The following is a 19,511-nucleotide window of genomic DNA, read 5'->3' on the forward strand; positions in this document are numbered from 1 at the left end:
CCCCTACAACATAGTGGTCACCCGCTCGGAAGTGGAGCAATAAAAAAGCGCATAAGTCTGATGACTTATGCGCTTTCTTTTTAAGGCTCAAACATCTGTAAATAAACGTAAGGTACTAAGCCTAAAACTAGAACTAGAACTAGAACTCAATAAGCTTAAACAATCGGCTTTTGGCCGCGTTCAATCAGCTTCATCAGCACGCTGTCTGCAGATTTACCTGCCACGCCCGCTAGTTTGTCTGAAAGCTTTTTCTTCTGTACGTAGTGAATCGCTAGAACTGTTTTGTCCTTACATGCCGCTACGACTAAATCATCAGAAGTGCTGATCTCATCCACCAGCCCAAGTTCATGTGCTTGCGTACCAAACCAGTGTTCACCCGTTGCTACTTTTTCAAGATCGAGTGCTGGACGGTGATCATGAATGAAGTCTTTAAATAGGCCATGTGTCTCTTCTAGCTCTTCTTTAAACTTCTCACGTGCTTTATCGCTGTTCTCACCAAACATAGTAAGCGTGCGTTTGTACTCACCCGCCGTTAACTGTTCGAACTCAATATCATGCTTTTTAAGCAGTTTGTTGAAGTTTGGCAGTTGAGCGATAACACCAATAGAGCCAACAATAGCAAACGGTGCAGATACAATTTTGTCTGCGATACATGCCATCATGTAACCGCCACTTGCTGCGACTTTGTCTACCGAGATAGTCAGAGGCAAACCTGCGGCTTTGATGCGATCAAGTTGAGAAGACGCCAAACCATAGCCGTGAACCATGCCGCCGCCAGACTCAAGTTTAAGCAATACTTCATCACCTTCACGAGCCACAGCCAGAACCGCCGTTACCTCTTCACGTAATGAAGCCACTTCTTTCGCATCAATGCTGCCGTTAAAATCAAGAACGAATAGATGTGGTTCACGCTTGCTATCAAGCTCCCCCTCTTTCGCTGCTTTCTTCACCTCTTTACCGCGTGATTTTACTTTCTCTTTTTCCGCTTTCTTTTCTGCTTTATCACGGGCTTTGATGAAAGCATCATCGTGTAGATGGTGCTCTAATTGTTCAATCGTCTGTTTGTGGTGTTCAGATAGGTTCGTGATTTCCAGCTCACCTTTAATCGCGCTTGATTTCCCACCCACAGATTTAGCAATCACTAAAATTGCGATGATGGCGATTACAACGGTCGCAATCTTGGCTAAAAACAAGCCGTAGTCCAACAAAAATTCCAATGTCATATCCCCTATTGTATGAATTAGTGTATTGTAACCATCTTGTCACGATTACCAAGAATTTCTCATCATTCCTGCGGTTATCTGTGTGATTAAACATCAATGGAATGACGAACATAATAAAAGAAAGAAGGATAAGCACAGTGGATTACCCAATCTCTACAGATGCCCTCAAAGATAAAGTAATTTTGGTTACAGGTGCCGGTGCTGGCATTGGTCGCCAAGCAGCACTAAGCTTCGCTCAACATGGCGCAACTGTCATTCTGTTAGGCCGCAATGTTAAAAACCTTGAATTCATTTACGATGAAATCGAAAGCGCTGGTTACCCACAACCTGCGATTATCCCATTGGATTTAAAAGGTGCGACAAAGCAGAACTACATTGATATGGCTGAAACCATTGAATCACAGTTCGGTCGTTTAGATGGCCTACTTCATAACGCAGGTGTTCTCGGCACTCTGAGTCCGTTTGAGCAGATTGATGAAGAAACCTTTGATGATGTTATGCAGATCAATGTGAAGTCTGAGTTCTTGATGACTCAAGCTCTGCTACCTGCACTTAAGAAAGCAGAAGCGGGTCGCATCGTATTTACCTCTTCAACGGTTGGTCACTCTGGCCGCGCATTCTGGGGCACTTACGCAATTTCTAAGTTTGCTACCGAAGGTATGATGCAAATCCTAGCGGACGAGCTTGAAGACACAAACATCCGTGTTAACGCAATCAACCCGGGCGGCACTCAAACACGCATGCGTGCAAAAGCGTACCCAGGAGAAGATGCGAATAAGCTAAAGACGCCACTCGACATCATCCCACTGTACCTACACTTAATGAACCCAAGTGTGACAGACATTAATGGCCAATGTATCGATGCTCAACCTAAGTAACTGATATCATTAACCAACAGTAAAAAGTCGCTTCTATAGCGGCTTTTTTGTATCTAAATCAACCATCTAATATTTAGTTCACCTGATTTTCATCATTTTGCTTTGCATCTTTTTCATTGTTAAATATACTGTATAAATATACAGGTATTAAATTATGCATGAACTAATAAAAAACTTACAAGACCGCCAGCTAATCTGGAAAGGGTTACAATCAACAACGCAAGGAAGTACCACTTCAACAGGCTATCCTCAACTGGATAAACAGCTTGATGGCGGCTTCCCGACGCACGGCGTTATTGAAGTTGAATCACAACAAGGGATCGGCGAGCTTCGCCTACTTACGCCCTATTTATCTCAACAAAACTCGCAAAAGCTGGCCATATTCATTAATCCGCCAGGGAAGATCTGTGCCGAGTTTTTTAGCAGCCAAAGCATTGAATTAGAGAACATTCTCGTTATCCAGCCTCAACGCGATCTCGATGCGTTGTGGGCAGCTGAGCAGTGTCTCAAAAGCGGTGCTTGTCACTCTGTATTGCTATGGGGAGCCGATCTAGAAATACACCAAACAAAGCGCTTACAAGCAGCAAGCGAAACCGGTAAGTGCCTGCAGTTTCACTTTAAAGCCACCAGCCATAATCAACTATCCCTGCCCGTTTCCTTAAGCATGAAGCTGTCTTCTCACGCCCAAGGATTGAAGGTAGAGGTAACAAAAAGAAAAGGCAGTTGGTCGTATGGCAGCTTTATTCTAGACATGACACACAACTGGCCATTACTCACAGAGAAAGTCGTTTATGAAGACAATTTAGACCGTACTTTGCCTGGTAACACTGTACTGGCTTTTCCTATTGCGAAGCAAGGCTAGCGTATGTTGTGGCTTTATCTGCACTTTCCGTCTCTGCAGTTGGATACCTTGTTTAACTCTAATGAATTGGGTTCGAGCGAAGACTCACGCGAACAACCTATTATCATCGTGGATGAAAAAGATCACCGTGTACTGCAAGCAAACCCAGCTGCGCTGCAATCGGGAATTTCGCTTGGTATGGGCTTAGGGTCTGCAGCAGCGCTGTGTCACAACTTACACGTCCACCCTTACAGTATTGAACTGGAGAAAAGTAAGCTCAAAGAGATCGCTCAATGGGCGTATCTAGTCACTTCCGACATGGCGTTATTGCCACCTAATGGTTTGTTGATTAAAGCCTCTAACATGCTGTCACTTTACGACGGGCTAGATAACTACTGGCATGAGCTCAAAAGCCACTTAGAAACGCTCAATATCCAGTTCAGCTTCGCTACGGGTTATTCGCCGCTTTCTGCGATCCTTTTGGGTAAGCAAGCGATCAACCAAGCAACAAACAATATTGAGCAGATGAAAGCTTGGGTCAATCAACAAGCATTGAATTCCAGTGAGCTACCGACCAAGCAAGTAGAACGCCTGAACCGTGTCGGTATCAATATCGTTGAAGATCTATTAAAGCTGCCTTTACAAGAGGTCGCGCGTCGCTTTGATATCGACCTGGTGAATTATGTCGGTCGCCTTAACGGCCAGTTCAAGCACCCGATTGATTTCTATCACCCACCAGAGAATTTCCAGCAATATTTGGAGCTGTTGTTTGATATTGAAAACATCCTATTTATCGACAAGCCGTTGCTGATATTACTGAATCAACTCGAGTGTTTTTTGAAGCTACGCGACCGAGTGGCTTTCGAGTTAACGCTGACTTTGCACCTAAGAGATAAAGACGATCACCCTGTCTCTTTTTATTCGGCACAAGGCGATTACCTTGCTGGAAAATGGGTGAACCTTACCCATCTCACCTTAGAGTCACTAAAGCTCACAGCACCGGTTCAAGGGCTGACCCTCAGCTTGGTTCGTCATGGAGAGCCCCAAATGGCCTACCATGATCTTTTTGATGGTAATACTGGAACACTTGCCGCGTTAGATTTGCTCTCACTACTGCAAGCAAAGCTTGGGCAAGCTTGCATTAAAACACCAAAAATACAGCACGATCCAAGGCCAGAAAAGGCCAATCAGTACTCGCTCCCAACACTGAGTAAGTCTGTGACAAAAAGGCAAGCCCCCCCAGGAAGCGATCAACAAACCATAGCTCTCAACGTCCATCAACAACGACTCCGGCCCAGTATTTTACTGCCAGAGCCCGAAGCCTTAACCGAAAGCGTCACCTTATCTCAAGGCCCTGAGCGCATTGTGGCTGGCTGGTGGGACGGAGAGAAGGTCATTCGTGACTACTTTATTGCTCACAGTGAAAACGGTCGGTGGCTCTGGATATTTAGAACGCCAGATAAGCAATGGTTTTTGCACGGCTTATTTAGCTAGTCGGTAAGAAAGTCAGTAAGAGAACTTCGTTAGCTCATCCGTTCTACTTATTCAATTTCAGCGTCCCTTTTCAATCATGTTCACTCGCAATGGTTAAGTGAGAATACGTTATGTCTCAGCAATATTCAGAGCTTTTCTGTCAAAGCAATTACTCCTTCCTTGAGGGAGCCTCACACGCAGAGGAGCTTGTTTTACAGGCCGACTTCTTACGTTACAAAGCACTCGCGGTTACTGATGAGTGCTCAGTCGCGGGCATCGTTAAGGTTCACTCTGCAATCAAGCAACATAAACTATCACTCAAGCAAATTGTCGGGAGCATGTTTTGGCTAAATGAAGAGTGCCAAGTGATCTTGATATGCCCAAACAGACAAGCCTACGCCGAGCTATGCCGTATTATTACCAACGCGAGACGTCGTAGCAGCAAGGGACATTATCAGCTCTCTGAGTGGGATATCATGTCGGCTAAGCACTGCTTTATTCTTTGGCTTCCTCAACAGAAAAATGAAGACGCGCACTGGGGACAATGGCTCTCCCAGCACCATTCAGGTCGGCTTTGGATCGGCTTACAACGACACCTAAAGCAAACCGACCAGCAGTACACAGATTACTGCGTTGAGCTGTCACAGCATCATCAACTGCCGATAACAGCTTGTGGTGGCGTGCTGATGCACAACGCGAATCGCTTACCCTTGCAGCACTCACTCACTGCGATAAAGTACCAAAAGCCCATTACCGAAGTGGGCAGTCACTTACTTGCTAATGCAGAACGTTGTTTACGGAGTATCAATAAACTCTCTCATATTTTCAAAGTGGAGTGGCTAGAAGAGAGCAACCGAATCTCTGAGCTGTGTGAATTTGATTTAGATAGCTTGCGCTACGAATATCCCAGTGAGCTGATTCCTCAAGGTGAAACACCCATGAGTTATCTGCGCATGTTGGTCGAAAAAGGAAAACAGACTCGCTTCCCACAAGGTGTACCTAACGACATCCAACAGATCATAGAGAAAGAATTGGGGTTAATTGGCGAGCTTGACTACCCTTTCTTTTTTCTCACCATTCATGACATCGTGATGTTTGCCAAAAGCCAAGGCATTCTTTACCAAGGTCGAGGTTCAGCGGCCAATTCCGTGGTCTGTTACTGCTTAGAAATCACCTCTGTTGACCCAAGACAGATCTCGGTGCTGTTTGAGCGTTTCATCAGTAAAGAGCGCGATGAGCCGCCTGATATTGATGTCGATTTTGAACACGAACGCCGTGAAGAAGTCATCCAATACATCTACCAAAAATACGGTAGAGAGCGGGCCGCGCTTGCTGCAACGGTCATTTCTTATCGCTTTAAAAGTGCGGTAAGAGATGTCGGCAAAGCATTGGGTGAGAGAGATAATTATAAGTTAATACAAAAGACAAAGTGAACTATACACCTATAACCTATTGAAACTAAATTGTAAATAATGGTTTAAGCCCTAAAGTGGATGATTCAATAAATTAGGGCTTTTGAGGTAAGATCTTAGTTAAAGATTAAAACAGATCCCTTTATGTTGTAACAGCTCCTTTAATTATGCTTTCTTTGCTCTCTGCAATACTCGCACCATACGCCCAAGAAGCTGGAAACGTCCTTCAAACTCTTCGCCAATGAAAAATGGCTTGTAGGCAGTGTTATCACTTGTTACATGATATCCACCGCTAGCAAAGTCATATTGAATACGTTTGACCATTACTTCATCATCAATGCGAAATACACATACGCCATCACGTGCTTGCTTAGGGCTATCAATTACTTCCACCAGCATAAGGTCTTCATCGATCAATGTCGGCTCCATAGAGTCACCATACATCTCTACGACTGTCAGGTGCTTACCGTTCAAGCCTTGTTTAATCAACCACTCTTTCGAGAACTCAAACTTTGCTACAGGGTTCTCTGACACCACTAAGCATCCCGCACCGGCACTTGCTTTAAAGTCATATTGAATAACTTCTACAACATTACCCTTTCTAACAGGCACCTCTATTAACTGTGTTGTTGCACCTTTACCAGTAGCCAACCAATTCAAATCTACTTTAGCTGCGGTCGCTATCGCTTCCAGGCGGTCTAAAGATGGAAATGTATCTCCTCTTATATAACTGCGCATAACGCCCTCAGACATTCCGCTTTTTTTTGCGAATGATAGGACTGCCTCATCGCCAATAACCTCAACCAAGCGTTCTTTGAACTGTATTATTCTCTTTGATGGAATAATACGTTTTTTGTCTTTTTTGTTTTCAGCGTCTTTTTCTTTGTAAGTCATTGAAAAACAACCACCCATCAAGTTAATTCGTGGAAATTTACAGGTAAGCGGAAAAATACGTTTACATTCGTAAAAATATGATCAACAATTAATTTCATCAAGTTAATTCGTTGAATTATGTTTTCAGCTTAGTTTGTGAACTAATTGCACAGGGTATCAAAAATGAATAGATCAGACACTACATTTATACCAACCGAGGATATGCACAGAGCAGATATTGTGGCCGCTTTGCATAAGAAAAAAGTATCGTTACGCCAACTCTCAATAAAGAATGGGCTGGCTGCCAATACGTTGAATAACGCATTAGATCGTCCATGGCCTAAAGGCGAAGAGATTATTGCTAATGCTTTAGGGCTTAAACCTGAAGATATCTGGCCTACACGTTGTGCAAATAGAGCTGCTTGAGGTATGTCGTATGTGGTTTACAGCTAAAGAAATAATGAGCGCCCCCTTAATGCCTAGTTCGGATGTAAGAACTAGAGATAATTTAGACCGCCTAACTACAAATAAGCCAGACCAAAAACGTAAGCGCCAAGGCTCAAAAGCATTTGAATATCATATCGACTGCTTGCCAGAAGAAACCCGCTTGTACTTATTGCGTGAAATCGCAAAGCAAAAGACGGAGCAAGCTGAAGGTAGTCGTCATGTACGTCAGGCAGTTACCCCTACTTCCGACGAACTATGGCTTGAGTACGAAGAAGCGACCGATAGCAAGAAAGCGTCAACCAAGCAGCGTTATGAGTTGTGTATGCGAGTTAAAGCGTACGTTGAATCGGGTATTAGCATGCGTAAATCAATGAAGCGCGTGGCGGAAGAGTCAGGAAGAACCTATTCCAAAATTGTGAGCTGGTTTTACAACATCCCAGGATTACAAACCAACAAGATCCCTGTGGAAGATTGGTTGCCAGCACTTCTCGATAGAATTGGCTCTCACGGTAAGCGAACAGCTCCTTTGTCACCGGAAGCTTGGTCTATGTTTCAGGCCGATTATTTACGACCTGAGCAGCCCACCATCACCGAGTGTTATAACCGCATGGGCAAAGCCGCTAAGCGTGAAGGTTGGAGTGTGCCTTGCCTCTCCACAATCCGAGAGCGTGTGAATACCGATATCCCCTATGAGCTTCAAGTGTATTGCCGAGGTGGCTTGTTTGCAGCCAAGCAAACATTAGTCCCTGCGCAGCGTCGCACACGAGTCGGTATGCATGCTATGCAGCGCGTATCGGGTGATGGTCATGAGTTTCGCATTCGCTGTCATATGGAAGATGGCACGGTGCTTCGTCCTACCGTTTGGGTGTTCCAGGATGTTTATAGTTCGATGATTGTGGGCTACGCCATTGATATTACAGAGAACACCGAGATGTTGGGAATTGCGCTTTTCAATATGGTTTCAACGTTCAGCATTCCTGAAGTATTCGACCTTGACCGAGGCGCTGTAGCGCTAAGTGAAGCGATGACAGGCCGAACCTCACGCCCTAAAGCGACAGGCAAAGGCAAGTTAGAGCATAAGAAGTTTGATAACGCTGAGATTGAAGGCGCGATTACGGCTCTAGGCTCAAAAGTGAACTGGACTCGCGTTGAAGATGACAATGTAGGCCGTAAAGGTAACGCGCGAGCTAAACCTGTTGAGCGCTTGTTCCATTCTAAAGGTGGTATCGGTCAGTTTGAACGCCATCCAGCTTTTGCCGGAGCCTACGCAGGTGAATCCGCCACCAGCAAACCCGCGAATTACGGTGAAACCACAGTACCTGTTGAGTTAGTGGTTGAGCTATTTGCCGAGTGGGTGGCCGATTGGAATAGCCAGAAAGGCCGTCGCAGTGAGATGGCACGTGGCATTCACAGTTATAAGCAAGTGTTTGAGCAAAGTTACACCCAAATCCAAGTACGTAAACCCACCGCAACACAGTTGCGCTTGTGTCTGCACCGCACCCGAAAAAGCGTGAAGGTTCATGCTGGCGGTTTAGTTGAATTAAACGCAGGGCGTTACAGCAAGCATTTGTCGAATCGTTACCGCAGCCCGCTGTTGTTCGAATACATCGGTCAAAGTGTTCATCTTCGCTTCAACCCTTATGACTTAACAGGCTGTGTGTATGCCTACAGTGAGCGTGGAGAGTTCATCGGCGAGGTTCCGTTGTTTGCTGATGCGGCTTATGACGATTTAGGTGCGGCACGCCGTCAGAGCCTACACCAAAGTGAAGATATTAATCGAGCCGCGTGGTTAAAGGAGCAAATGGTCGGATTAACGAATGACGACCTTGCTCAGTTAACGCGCAGCGATGAGAAGCCAGAGCCATTAGGCGGCATGGTGCCGAGTATTACTGAAATGACACCAGAACTACCAAGAGCCCCAGAGCAACATCAAATGAACCCAAGTGAATTTGAAGGCTTGCTCGAGAAGAAAGCGGTGGGCGTAGATTTTGAGCCCACGATGGATTTAGACGCATTGATGCAGCAATACGGGAAAGCAAAATGAACCACATTATTCAACAAGTCCTTGCCGTGAAAGTCAGTGAAAACCTCAGTAATCGTAAGATTGCCAAAGAGTCTGATATTGGTGAAGGCATTTTAAGTAAGTTACTCAATAACAAACCTTATACAGGCGACACCGGAACCCAGCTTCATAAACTTGAAACCTGGTTGAATACACGGTGTACCCAAGTTGAAGAGTTCGCCGATACGTCACTTCAAGAGCCTGAGTTTTTGATGTTGCCAACGTCGGAAACCATTTGGAAGTTGATGGACTTGGCTCGCACGATGCGTCGCTGGTCGATGGTGTATGAAGGCTCAGGTATTGGCAAAACAGTCACAGCAGAAGAGTATCAACGCAAACACAATAATGTCTGGATTGTGACCGCTTCAAACCTGTGTAAATCAGCGCGAGCCATTCTATCTGAGCTTTGTGAGCGCATGAATATCAAAGCCTCCAACATGACGGTCTACCGCATGCAAAAAGCGATAGCACAAGAGTTAGATGGCTCAAACGGACTTATCATCATCGATGAAGCGCAATACCTTTCAGATGATGTATTGAATGGCTTGCGTATTTTAGCTGAACGTAAGTGCGGCGTGTTTCTTCTTGGTAATGATGTCGTGCGTACTCGTATGAGCGCAGCTCGCTCTCAAGTCAACATGAACCCGATTTGGAGCCGAATGATACGCCCAACTTGCATCAAGGTGACGTCAAATGATGACATCAAAAGCTATATGCAGGCTTGGGGTATTCAAGACCAAGAGCTGTTTAAAGCGGCCTACGCCATTGTACCGAAAACCACAGGGCAACTCAGAACACTCGCAGACATGATCATGTTAGCCAGTTCGTCAGCATCCCGAAACCATGAGCCGTTGACACCGAAACACTTGGCTGCGGCTCACCACTACTTGAAAGAAAGCATAGGAGTGTAGCCATGACACTATTACTCAACACTACTGAGGTCGTAATGGCACTGTTGACTAAGCACCAGCCCTGTACGTGTAAGGCACTTTGGCAACAACAAGTTGGACGTGACCGCCTTGCGCTCACCACCATTAAGAACCTGTTGATGCGGTTGAAAGCGCATGGCGCAGTGACCGCTTGTGGGCAAAAAGGGAATGCGTACCTCTATCAACTGACAGGAGCCTCACCTTATGCCCCGTGCATTACGTGCCGAGGAAAGACTCTGCAATGGCACTTACACCATGGTTATTGTAAGGATTGCAGACCCAAAACAGGCAAAGGAAACAACTCTCAGTTGGATGCAGAGTTTCAATTTTTACTCTCTCCTGCTTACCGGTTATTAAACCAAGTTCTACGTCCTTGGGAGGCAATATGAGTCGCAGAGAAACGGATGAATTTGTTTGGTTGCGTGGCGGTCGAGTCGCCAGCCGTAAACCAAAAGGAAAAGGTGAATTTGTGATGAGTGATAGACCTTTATTAATTGTTGATGCCAACATCGCGAAATTCGATATCAACATGAACTGTCAAGGCATCGAGCGACACATGCAAGCCGTCAAGCTTAACCACAGCATTATTTATTGGGAGGCGTAATGGGACAGCAATCCAATCAAGACATTAAGCTCGAAGTGATTGTTCGCTTTGACCCAAATAACCAAAACGGGCTCGGAGAATTCTCTATCGTCGATTATCGGGCAGAAGCATTGACCCAAGTGGGATCACACACAGCCATCGCTGCTTACGGCGCAAAAGACACGGCTTATCAGGCCGTCAACCAATTTTTAAAACAACAGAACGAGCTTATTAAAGCTGACCATTTTGTCAAAACAGGAGCACCACAATGAATAAAACGACTCAACAACCAGAAGTAAAGCCAACTCGTCCAGCCGCACCGGAAGGCTTTGTGTATAACGCGGAAGGCAACCTTATCGCACAGTGCAACATTCCCGCTCATGAGCTGCGTAAAGATGCGTTCGTCACCAGTTTGGTTAAGCAGGTAAAAACGCATCAAAAACATCTTCAAGCCTTCAAAGAGAACCTAGTGAAAGCCTTTGAAGAGTTTCGCATTGAAATGCTAGAGAGCTACGGTACGAAACTACATACCCGAGGGAATGGCGATAACGTGGCGATGTTTAGCTTTGATGGAAAATACAAAATCACTTACAAAACCGCCAAACTGAAAACCCTTGGTCCTGAGCATGATGCAGCTCGTCAGTTGGCGCGTGACTACTACAATAGCCAAAAAGACAAACTGCCGCATGATGTATTAATCGCGGTTCAAGACTTCTTTGTGAACGATGCCTCTATTGCAAACACCATTAGCTTTATTGGCAAAGACTTCCAAGACGAAACATTGCGTAAGGCGCAGGAAGCAGCAAAAGAGTCACTGCTCATCATTGGTAGTAAGTCGTACTTCAACTTCTACGAACGCGATGATGAAGGCGAATATCAACAGGTTCACTTAAACTTCAGCAAGCTATAAGGATGTCATCATGGATAAAGTGGCCACTTTAATTGGGACTAGTGTCGATGATGCTAAAGGCTCACTCGAATGCATGCTTGCACGTGATCCTCAAGAGGCAAAAATACTAGCCCAGAAAGTATTAGATCGTCTAGGTAAGCCGAGTGTGAGATGTGGAAATCTGACTCGTATCTCCATGCTAAGAACCATCGTCTGCAAGGCTGATAAACCGTTACTCGCAACGAGTAAATAAACTCAATAACCAACTAATTAAATATAGACAAGCGGCGTTCTACGCGATCCCATTTCGGCTTCACTTTGAATAAAAACAATTTGGAATGCGATTATCAATACAGGGATGTATGGCCCAATTCAAGTATAAGTAAGTGGGGGAATCATGCCTTGGATCTGACTATCAAAGAATGCCTACCCTTCTACTAAATCAAACCAAATATGCTAGAACAAAAATTCTAGCATATCTATGCCCCATTATTATTTTCAGCCATAACATGCGTGTTCGAAGACAACCGGAATTTACTCAAATCCTGCTCATGTGACCGCAACAAGGTTCACGCAGTAAAAATGATTTTTTATGTTGGTAAGGTCGCTTCGGGCCATAACCAAGTTAGACAGTCTGATGATAAATATATGGCAATAAAAAACGAAGATGTGTTCAATGAGTCCGACGGGGTTGTGAACGGGTACAATAAGCAGCAAGCTCTTTTCAAAACAGCTTTTACAAAAAAACACCGAGATTGGGCATATGAACAAGAAGTCCGGTTGTTATGTGATGATAGTGGTGTAATATACTTTGCGCCAGAGGCTTTAGAATCTGTGATTTTTGGGATGCGAATATCGAACCAAGACAAGGCTACCGTAAATACACTATTAACGTTGCCGAAATGGAACCATGAAAAAACATATCAGGCTAGTCCCCATGAGCTAGAGCTAGCACTTAATATAGATGAGGTTAGCAGAGGACAATGACATGGGTTGTTAGAGGTAAAAACTACAACTAAGGGAAAGGCCGTGGTGAGGCATGTTGTCTCTCTGTGGGACAAGAACGCCTTAGTGCTACGACTCTAAAACGTTTGTGCCCCAAGGCGTGTTTCGAACGCAAGAGACCATCATGAGATTTATTTGTGAAACAAGCTGTTTCCCAATTGCCCAACAGGTTGTTGGACAAACTCTCGGACTCAATTGTGCAAGAGGTCCTTGCACAATTGCGAAACAACCTGTTTCGTGAATTATTTCTGCCCCTTTCAGAGTTATGTCTGGTTGAATTCACATTCCACCTAAGCATCAATTGACCTACTTTTTCTTATGCTACAGAGTGTCTTTTGATTACTGTTTTTACTCAATAAATAGGTGTTAACTTATTGTTATTACATGTTTGTTTTGAAATGTACGACTGATAGAGGCCGATTATCGCAGGGGTAAATATGAAAACTATAAACATAAAAACTAAACTACGCCCAATTCGATTTGGTTTTCTAGTGAGACCAAATGACGGTAAAAGTATTGCTGAGATATTCAAAGTAAACACCTGCTTATGGGGCGGGATGTATAACCCAATAATTCCTGTATTTAGCAGAACACCTAAATGGTGGTCTGATGGTGCCTCTAGGAAAGAAAAGCCACGTGAGTCACTCAATAGGTATCTGGACTTTTTTGAACCAGATGTATTAGTTGAATGTGAAGAAGGTCTAGCAGCAAAGTCTGGCTACAAAGAAGACAGAATTATAAGCCTTGAACAATTATTGATAGATCAAGATGGACAACAAGGCTGGAAAAGTTTTGGTCAAGATGTATACGACCTTTATCAACACCTATACGACACTGAGTACAAATATCATCATAGAATACCTCGTGATATTGCGTTAATAAAAGGTGACTCAGTCGCTTTAGATATGATGGCTAGCTGTTTATTTGGTGGCTTCACTTCTAGGGACAATTACAGTTATTACGAGAAAGTTTTTAAAGATATCTTCTCTCCACAAGAGTTGGATTTAGATGCCGAAGTATTAAAAACTTATTTTAACAAAGTGACTCTTTCTCCTTTAGATATCGCTAATGCGCAAATCAATTGCTACCCCAATCACCACAAAGATCCTGCCATCTTCGTATTCGATTTTACCAAACCATATGATTTACTGGACTATTGGAACTTAAGAGCGGTATATCCGAATAGCATTGTTCCGGTGCCTAAGCAATGGATTGAAAAGCTAAGTGATTTTTGTAAGCAGTTCATATTACGTAACTATCGGCCTCTTCCCGGAAACAGGCATGGTGTAATGATTCGCCCCACAGTGATGTTTGCTAGAAGTATCAATCAAGATGAAGCAGAAGGCTTATTTAGAGCATATATTAGTGTAGATAAAAAAGAAGCCAATTGTATTCAGCACTGGTATCCATCATTTGACGCCAAGCAATATAAAGGAGTGGTTAGAGAACAAAAGCCTGTTCTTGTTGTAAAAGAAAGGGATAGTGAACAGTTAATTTCTGAATCCGAGAAGATAACGAAGACAGATGCCTTGCTGCCTGACTTTGTCGATAGGCATGGAGGGGGGCAAAAATGGGCTAACATAGTTCAGATTAGGAACTGGGGCAAAGAAGCAGTTAATACTGTATTTCCTATAGACTTTCGCAACCCCAAATTTCCATCTCCGTATATGGGGGGGGACATAGTGCTTGCTACAACCGAAGGCCTTGTGCTAATTCCTAGAAGTTCAATGGGGAAAAACTACTTAGAAATAGACTCATGCTCTGATGCAATTTCCAAATGGTTAAGAACTTTAGACATTTCAAGTGTGCAATCTGATGCCGGAAGATCTACCCACCAAATTATAGATACAATGGGGGGATTTGGGGGAGTAAGAGCGCTTGCAAACAAAAAGGTCGTAGAAGAGCTAAACAAAATAGCTATGAAACCGGCTTCGAAGACAGAGAATGTAAACGCATTTAAAAACAAGATGAGTATCGTCTCTGGAAATCAGCGTAGAGCAAATAATAGCTTTCAAAAACTCGTAGATTGCGGCGCTGTCGAAATAGGTGCAGAGGTTAAGTGTACGCATTGTGGGCACCCTAACTGGTTTGATCTGCGTAAGCTAGATTACTTTCTTCAATGTAATCTTTGCATGAAGAGTTTTGAGTTCCCTAAGCTTGATACAAAGAATAAATTGGCATGGGCTTATCGACTTATTGGTCCATTTGCATTGCCGAATTATGCTAAAGGTGGTTATTCAGCAGCGCTAAGCCTGCGCTTCTTTTCAGAAGTTATTGGTGATATCAGCTTTTCTAAGATGTCTTGGACATCTGGTCGAGAGCTCACTTACTCAGATAGAAAAAAAATAGAAGCAGACTATATCGTTTGGGTTCAACAAACTCCCGCATTCGATACTAACTCGCACGCAAAGCTCATATTTGGAGAAGCTAAAAGTTTTGCTAAAGAAGCTTTCACAACTAAGGATGTTCAGGCTATGAAAGAGCTGGCGGTAAGGCATCCCGGGGCGATCTTGGTGTTTTCTACATTAAAGAGCAAGTTATCGATTAAAGAAGCCACTCGATTAAAAAGGCTAGCACTTTGGGGGCGAGAAATAGAAAGAAGAACTGGGGTACAACGTGCGACTGTTATCGTACTAACTGGAACTGAACTTTTTTCTATCGACGATATGAGCTTGAGTGATGCATGGAATAAAGGGACAGCTAAACACAAGGAGCTTGCAGAGATTTATACTTATCAGTTGAAAGACCTAGATGTGTTGGCTGACTGTACACAACAAATCTATCTAGGCTTGCAAAGCTACGCAGATTGGTGGCGTCAAAAGTATGTAGTGAAGAATGAGAATTGACCACTCAAAAGAGGTTGTTTTCCATACTTCTATTAATCCGCTAAAAGCTATTTTAGAAAATTCGATAACACACTTTTGTCCAAAGACGTGGTACATCTATGATGAGTAATGTGTAGAACTAAAGTACAGGTTTGCATGAGTCTCAGATCATGCATAATTCCGTACATAGGCAATCGCTGGCACGAATCAATTGACCAAGGCATTGGACTGGGCTTTCCGTGCCTTTCCATCAAGTTTTTCTTACAAACGCTTCCAAATGCATAAACTATGAACAATAACTTATTGTGAGTGAGTAACGTTTATGGTCATTTCTTCCGCTCGTATCGGGCGTCCTAAAGTCGATAACCCCAAATCTCAAGCCGATAGAACCCGCGATAGCCGTATGCGCAGCAAGGCGCTAGGTCGCGTCGAGCGTAAGTTCATCCTCGATGCCGACAGTGCGGATTTGTTCGATACGCTGCGTCGAGATGCTGGCTTTTCCACTAAAGAAAAATCCGAGTTTTTTGCGGCGCTACTGCTTCGTGTCGCCAACAAGAACTGGCTTGGTAAACCTTTCACCTTACCCATTGAGGAGGCGCTATGAAAATGAAGATAAATCGTCATGCTTACTATGGTTTGGTACATAAAGGTGTTAAAGCGCTGTTGAATGACCGTATGGGCTTTTATGATGACGATGAGTATCGCAACTACCTAGGCATTCAAACGGGTCAAACTAGCTGCAAAGACTTGAGTGATGATACGTTGCGTGAGTTGGTCGCAGAGTTAAAGCGTCAAGGCTATTTGGAAGACTCAATCAAGTTTAAAAAGCGCTTGGGAGGCAGTTCGTCTCGCCAGCCATCCAACTTACAATGGGCAAAGCTGGCGGCGTTGGCTAAATCTATGGGCTGGCAAGGGTTGGATGACCCCGCATTAGATAGCTTTGTGAAACGCACGGTAAAAGTCGAACGCGCTCGTTGGCTCACTCGTGACACGATACGTGCTGTGATTGTGGGACTTGAACGTTGGGAGGCATCATGTCAAGGCGAGTAAAGTTTCGGGCCGAGCCTCGCTATGAGGTGTTAAACCCTCGGACCCAAGAAGAGCTCGAAGCGCTCTTACTGGAGATGTATCCCGATAACCGCATCGCGGCAAGCGAGTTTCAAGCCGCGCTCAATCCCATTGATAAAGCGATCATCAAAAGTGATCTAGGTATTCGTAACTGGTACACCCCTAAAGAGCTGGCCGAGTACCTATGGAGAAGGAGTAATTATCATGCCATCGAAACCGATCCGTATGCTTCCAGCCTATGAGGTATTTAATAGCTGCACTCGCACCCAGCGCAACCACGTGCGAGATGGCTATTTCTTTGCCTCAAAACTGCAAACCTGGTTTGTGTTTGTAAAGGACAAAGGTGAAACCGCCAATGGCAAACCAGAGGAGCAGCTCAGTCTGTTTGGGTAGTAGGCAGTGATGGAAGAGTTTGAATGGCGCTTGCATCGAGTTTGGAGCAAGCGTCATTTTTATTGGTGTAACCGTAGAACGTTCGATTGCGCTCTATCTTACAGGCGCACAATCGAAAGTACGTAAGCCAGACAGCATCACGGCTGGCCGCTTCGCCATAAGTCAGCGGCTTTTGGTCAAACGGCTGCTCACACTCCACCAAGTCACCCACCGGTGGTGATTGGATAATATCTTGGTATTCATACTGAGTGACAACCTTAGTATCCTGACACCCAGCCAACAGGATAAGCGATAGGCTCAGCGCTGCATATTTCATGTTCAAGCTCCTTTTCCAGTTGTTCAACGCGTGTTGTTAGCTGATGTCGAGCATGGCGCTCTCGAGTCGACGTATCATCCGCGACTTGCTGCGCTTCACGCCTTTGGGTGGTTAACATCGTGATGCGCTCAGCCAATAAATGATTAGTGGTTTCCTGGCTGGTAATGGTTTCACCTAGCATTTGGTTACTGGCTTTTAGCTCACTGGTGTAGTGGAAGAGCTGGTAGTTCACCAGCAAGCTCACGATGAGTATGGCGCCGCCTAACCAAAAAGCCGTGCGTTTAAGCTGGCCAAGAATCCCCATGTTATTGCCATCCATTCAAACAAATCGCCATTTCTTTATCTCGCCGTTTGGGGATACCTTCGCAGCCACTGCCTTTTATGCGGCAGTCTTTCTTATTGACATAGACCCAACGCGGGTATTGTAAGCAGGCTCCGCGGTGGTCTCCTTGATTAAAGGTCTTGAGCAAGGTCGAACGAGCAAAGTTGCTCGCGCCGAGGTTGAACACAAAACTCACCATCATGTCGTATTCCGCTTGGCTCGGCGTTTGTGTAAGGAGCGCGTTTACCACGCTCTCAGCGCTGGCCACATCCTTAACAAAGTCGTGGGCGATTTGCTCATTCGTTGCCGAGTCACCTTGCTTCACCCCTTGAGTATGCCCAAGGCCGAGAGTCCAAGTATGGGCGCTGCATTGGTAGGCTTGAGCGCGGCAACCTTCTTCATTCGCAATATGACGCAGGCCTGGTTCACTGACACTCAATGCGTCATCGATGTTAAACACGATGGCCAACACGGCGGTGATGGAGCACACCAAGGCTTTCGTTGCGTTCGCTTTCAGACTCATGAGGTTTCCTCCGACTCCATCACGCTGTCATCACCGGTTTGTAAGCGAGCCAGCTTGGCTTTATTGAGTTGGGTCGCCACCGCATAATGGCGAATGGCCATACAACCCGAGATAATACCCACCGTAATCGCAACGAGTTGCGCAATATCATTAACACCAAAACTGACAATCGTGGCCATCACGGACGTACCCACTTTCTTTAAGCCCGCTAAATCCGTGAGAGACATCAATATGGCTTTCATTCCCGTTTCACTCATTGGCTTTTCTCTCTCTTATTATTGTTATTCAAAGGTTTGTTGACTGCTTTCAGTGATGACCTCAAAGGTAACGGCCGTGAGGGTGATAAGCGGTCTTTGTTTTTGAGTCACCGGTTTCGTGTCAGCAATCACTTGGCCATCGCTATCGGTTAGCGCCCCTTTCGCGAGGTACACGCCTTCAATACGTTGAGCCAGCGACGTTAAGGCCGCAGGCACAATGTCGCGTCCGTGCTGCGTCTTCCACGTATTAATGACGGATTCAATATTCGTTTTTGCCGTCATTTGAATGGACTCCGCTAATGAGGCGTAGTCACTGAATATCTGCAGGTGAAAGCTCGCCGTTGCCGTGACATCCGTTGCGTCCACCACGCGCACCAAATCCCCCATAGGCACTCGCTTATCCCCTGAGCACTCTGATTTAATCAAATCCTTGATGGCTTGGTTGGGGAGCGAGCCATCTTGCAAAATCGCGCTTATCTCAATTTCATTCGGCGAGGGTGTCCATACCGACACGTTTTTAATCGACGAGCTGCTTGAACGAGCAAAATACTCATACGCCTCATAAGGCCCAGCCACACTGAACTTTGACGGCGAAATATAGATTCGATAGGCAAAGTCATCATCATTCTCAATGTCAGAGCCGCCTTGTGTGGTTTCGGTATTGGTCACACTCTCAAGCGCATCCAATGGCGCAACGGCTTGATTAATTTGTCCGGCTAAGAAGCCATTCCCCTGAAGGCCAGCGTCGATGCACTCGACGTTGGCATTGATGCTTTGCGTGCCCGCACTGACCACCACCTCTTCCAGTGTTTCAAACAGGGTCTGGTTATCCACGGCAATCACTTGATAGCCCTTCGCAATGACAAAGCCAGTATGAGGGGTAAAGGTAAAGGCCATTACCGTACGGGCTTTTGACGCGGGCAGACGCTCGGTTTCGGTCAGTAGACCGATGTTGTCTAAACGCTCTTTGTCAGCAAACGAGAGAAGGTTCTGCTTACTTTCGTAGTTAAGCAGCGCTTTGAGCTCGTTCTTCTCATACGCGATTTGCTCAAGATGAAACGTTTCGGGATCGTTAAGGCCAGGATAGTGCCCGGTGCCCGCTTGGTAACGCTGCTTGAGGCTGACAAGGTCGGCGTCATAATTCACCTCGACCAGTTGCGGCTCTGGAATAGTAGGGAATCGATTGGTCATA

The 19,511-nt window shown here is 45.1% G+C and carries 23 protein-coding genes and 1 pseudogene; 17 read left to right on the plus strand and 7 right to left on the minus strand.

From position 1 onward, the window contains the following. Nucleotides 1–155: 155 nt before the first annotated feature. Nucleotides 156–1,223: a protease SohB gene (sohB, locus tag HRQ85_RS12670; protein WP_165906396.1), complete on the minus strand. Its 1,068-nt coding sequence runs from the start codon at nt 1,221–1,223 to the stop codon at nt 156–158. Between the two features lie 137 nt (nt 1,224–1,360). On the opposite strand from sohB, the gene HRQ85_RS12675 reads away from it, so the two are divergent. The 4 genes and pseudogenes from HRQ85_RS12675 to HRQ85_RS12690 form a co-directional block, all read left to right on the plus strand. Further along, the gene (locus HRQ85_RS12675) at nt 1,361–2,101 is read left to right on the plus strand and encodes a YciK family oxidoreductase (RefSeq protein WP_017629695.1); all 741 of its coding nucleotides are present in this window, start codon (nt 1,361–1,363) and stop codon (nt 2,099–2,101) included. 154 nt (nt 2,102–2,255) lie between these two features. After that, on the plus strand, nt 2,256–2,963 hold the full coding sequence (imuA, locus tag HRQ85_RS12680) for a translesion DNA synthesis-associated protein ImuA (protein WP_172379761.1): 708 nt from the start codon (nt 2,256–2,258) through the stop codon (nt 2,961–2,963). Between the two features lie 3 nt (nt 2,964–2,966). Then, nucleotides 2,967–4,436: a Y-family DNA polymerase gene (locus HRQ85_RS12685; RefSeq protein ID WP_172379762.1), complete on the plus strand. Its 1,470-nt coding sequence runs from the start codon at nt 2,967–2,969 to the stop codon at nt 4,434–4,436. Nucleotides 4,437–4,546: 110 nt separating this feature from the next. Continuing rightward, a pseudogene (locus HRQ85_RS12690) lies at nt 4,547–5,809 on the plus strand (PHP domain-containing protein); the annotation flags it as partial. Nucleotides 5,810–5,992: 183 nt separating this feature from the next. On the opposite strand, the gene HRQ85_RS12695 reads toward HRQ85_RS12690, so the two are convergent. Beyond that, nucleotides 5,993–6,721, minus strand: coding sequence for an XRE family transcriptional regulator (locus HRQ85_RS12695; protein WP_172379763.1), 729 nt, complete (start codon nt 6,719–6,721; stop codon nt 5,993–5,995). Nucleotides 6,722–6,883: 162 nt separating this feature from the next. Here HRQ85_RS12695 and HRQ85_RS12700 point away from each other — a divergent pair, with 162 nt between their 5' ends. From HRQ85_RS12700 to HRQ85_RS12760, 13 genes are all read left to right on the plus strand, one after another. Beyond that, entirely contained in the window at nt 6,884–7,126 is a 243-nt protein-coding gene (locus tag HRQ85_RS12700) for a helix-turn-helix domain-containing protein (protein WP_172379764.1), read from the plus strand. 34 nt (nt 7,127–7,160) lie between these two features. Continuing rightward, nucleotides 7,161–9,191, plus strand: a complete 2,031-nt coding sequence (locus tag HRQ85_RS12705) for a transposase domain-containing protein (RefSeq protein WP_216655511.1) — start codon at nt 7,161–7,163, stop codon at nt 9,189–9,191. Next, complete coding sequence (locus HRQ85_RS12710) at nt 9,188–10,120, plus strand: AAA family ATPase (protein WP_172379766.1); 933 nt, start codon at nt 9,188–9,190, stop codon at nt 10,118–10,120. The genes HRQ85_RS12705 and HRQ85_RS12710 overlap by 4 nt, the downstream gene beginning before the upstream one ends. A gap of 2 nt (nt 10,121–10,122) precedes the next feature. After that, a complete protein-coding gene (locus HRQ85_RS12715) occupies nt 10,123–10,527 on the plus strand; it encodes a BlaI/MecI/CopY family transcriptional regulator (RefSeq protein WP_172379767.1) in 405 nt (134 codons plus the stop codon). Next, the gene (locus HRQ85_RS12720; protein WP_172379768.1) at nt 10,524–10,742 is read left to right on the plus strand and encodes a hypothetical protein; all 219 of its coding nucleotides are present in this window, start codon (nt 10,524–10,526) and stop codon (nt 10,740–10,742) included. The genes HRQ85_RS12715 and HRQ85_RS12720 overlap by 4 nt, the downstream gene beginning before the upstream one ends. Next, on the plus strand, nt 10,742–10,993 hold the full coding sequence (locus HRQ85_RS12725; RefSeq protein WP_172379769.1) for a hypothetical protein: 252 nt from the start codon (nt 10,742–10,744) through the stop codon (nt 10,991–10,993). Before HRQ85_RS12720 ends, HRQ85_RS12725 begins: the two co-directional genes overlap by 1 nt. After that, nucleotides 10,990–11,631 carry a DUF3164 family protein gene (locus HRQ85_RS12730; RefSeq protein WP_132715487.1) on the plus strand — a complete coding sequence of 214 codons (642 nt, stop codon included), beginning with the start codon at nt 10,990–10,992 and terminating at the stop codon, nt 11,629–11,631. The genes HRQ85_RS12725 and HRQ85_RS12730 overlap by 4 nt, the downstream gene beginning before the upstream one ends. Nucleotides 11,632–11,641: 10 nt before the next feature. Next, nucleotides 11,642–11,863, plus strand: a complete 222-nt coding sequence (locus HRQ85_RS12735) for a hypothetical protein (RefSeq protein ID WP_172379770.1) — start codon at nt 11,642–11,644, stop codon at nt 11,861–11,863. Between the two features lie 329 nt (nt 11,864–12,192). Further along, entirely contained in the window at nt 12,193–12,597 is a 405-nt protein-coding gene (locus HRQ85_RS12740) for a hypothetical protein (RefSeq protein WP_172379771.1), read from the plus strand. Nucleotides 12,598–13,052: 455 nt separating this feature from the next. Next, entirely contained in the window at nt 13,053–15,461 is a 2,409-nt protein-coding gene (locus HRQ85_RS12745; protein WP_172379772.1) for a hypothetical protein, read from the plus strand. Nucleotides 15,462–15,762: 301 nt separating this feature from the next. After that, on the plus strand, nt 15,763–16,044 hold the full coding sequence (locus HRQ85_RS12750) for a hypothetical protein (protein ID WP_172379773.1): 282 nt from the start codon (nt 15,763–15,765) through the stop codon (nt 16,042–16,044). Further along, nucleotides 16,041–16,490 (plus strand): regulatory protein GemA, encoded by a 450-nt coding sequence (locus tag HRQ85_RS12755; RefSeq protein ID WP_172379774.1) that lies wholly within the window; start codon nt 16,041–16,043, stop codon nt 16,488–16,490. The genes HRQ85_RS12750 and HRQ85_RS12755 overlap by 4 nt, the downstream gene beginning before the upstream one ends. Further along, nucleotides 16,475–16,750 carry a hypothetical protein gene (locus HRQ85_RS12760; protein WP_048615421.1) on the plus strand — a complete coding sequence of 92 codons (276 nt, stop codon included), beginning with the start codon at nt 16,475–16,477 and terminating at the stop codon, nt 16,748–16,750. Before HRQ85_RS12755 ends, HRQ85_RS12760 begins: the two co-directional genes overlap by 16 nt. 134 nt (nt 16,751–16,884) lie before the next feature. On the opposite strand, the gene lysC is transcribed toward HRQ85_RS12760, so the two are convergent. The 5 genes from lysC to HRQ85_RS12785 are packed head-to-tail and all read right to left on the minus strand — an operon-like array spanning nt 16,885 to nt 19,510. Beyond that, entirely contained in the window at nt 16,885–17,217 is a 333-nt protein-coding gene (gene lysC, locus HRQ85_RS12765; protein WP_216655512.1) for an Rz1-like lysis system protein LysC, read from the minus strand. Then, on the minus strand, nt 17,159–17,536 hold the full coding sequence (locus HRQ85_RS12770; RefSeq protein WP_253918857.1) for a hypothetical protein: 378 nt from the start codon (nt 17,534–17,536) through the stop codon (nt 17,159–17,161). Before HRQ85_RS12770 ends, lysC begins: the two co-directional genes overlap by 59 nt. Continuing rightward, complete coding sequence (locus HRQ85_RS12775; protein WP_172379775.1) at nt 17,523–18,062, minus strand: lysozyme; 540 nt, start codon at nt 18,060–18,062, stop codon at nt 17,523–17,525. The genes HRQ85_RS12770 and HRQ85_RS12775 overlap by 14 nt, the downstream gene beginning before the upstream one ends. Continuing rightward, nucleotides 18,059–18,319 carry a hypothetical protein gene (locus HRQ85_RS12780; protein WP_172379776.1) on the minus strand — a complete coding sequence of 87 codons (261 nt, stop codon included), beginning with the start codon at nt 18,317–18,319 and terminating at the stop codon, nt 18,059–18,061. Before HRQ85_RS12780 ends, HRQ85_RS12775 begins: the two co-directional genes overlap by 4 nt. Nucleotides 18,320–18,343: 24 nt before the next feature. Continuing rightward, nucleotides 18,344–19,510 (minus strand): baseplate J/gp47 family protein, encoded by a 1,167-nt coding sequence (locus tag HRQ85_RS12785; protein ID WP_172379777.1) that lies wholly within the window; start codon nt 19,508–19,510, stop codon nt 18,344–18,346. Nucleotide 19,511 lies beyond the last annotated feature (1 nt).

Source organism: Vibrio sp. Vb339 (assembly GCF_902751245.1).
GTDB classification, from domain to species: domain Bacteria; phylum Pseudomonadota; class Gammaproteobacteria; order Enterobacterales; family Vibrionaceae; genus Vibrio; species Vibrio coralliirubri.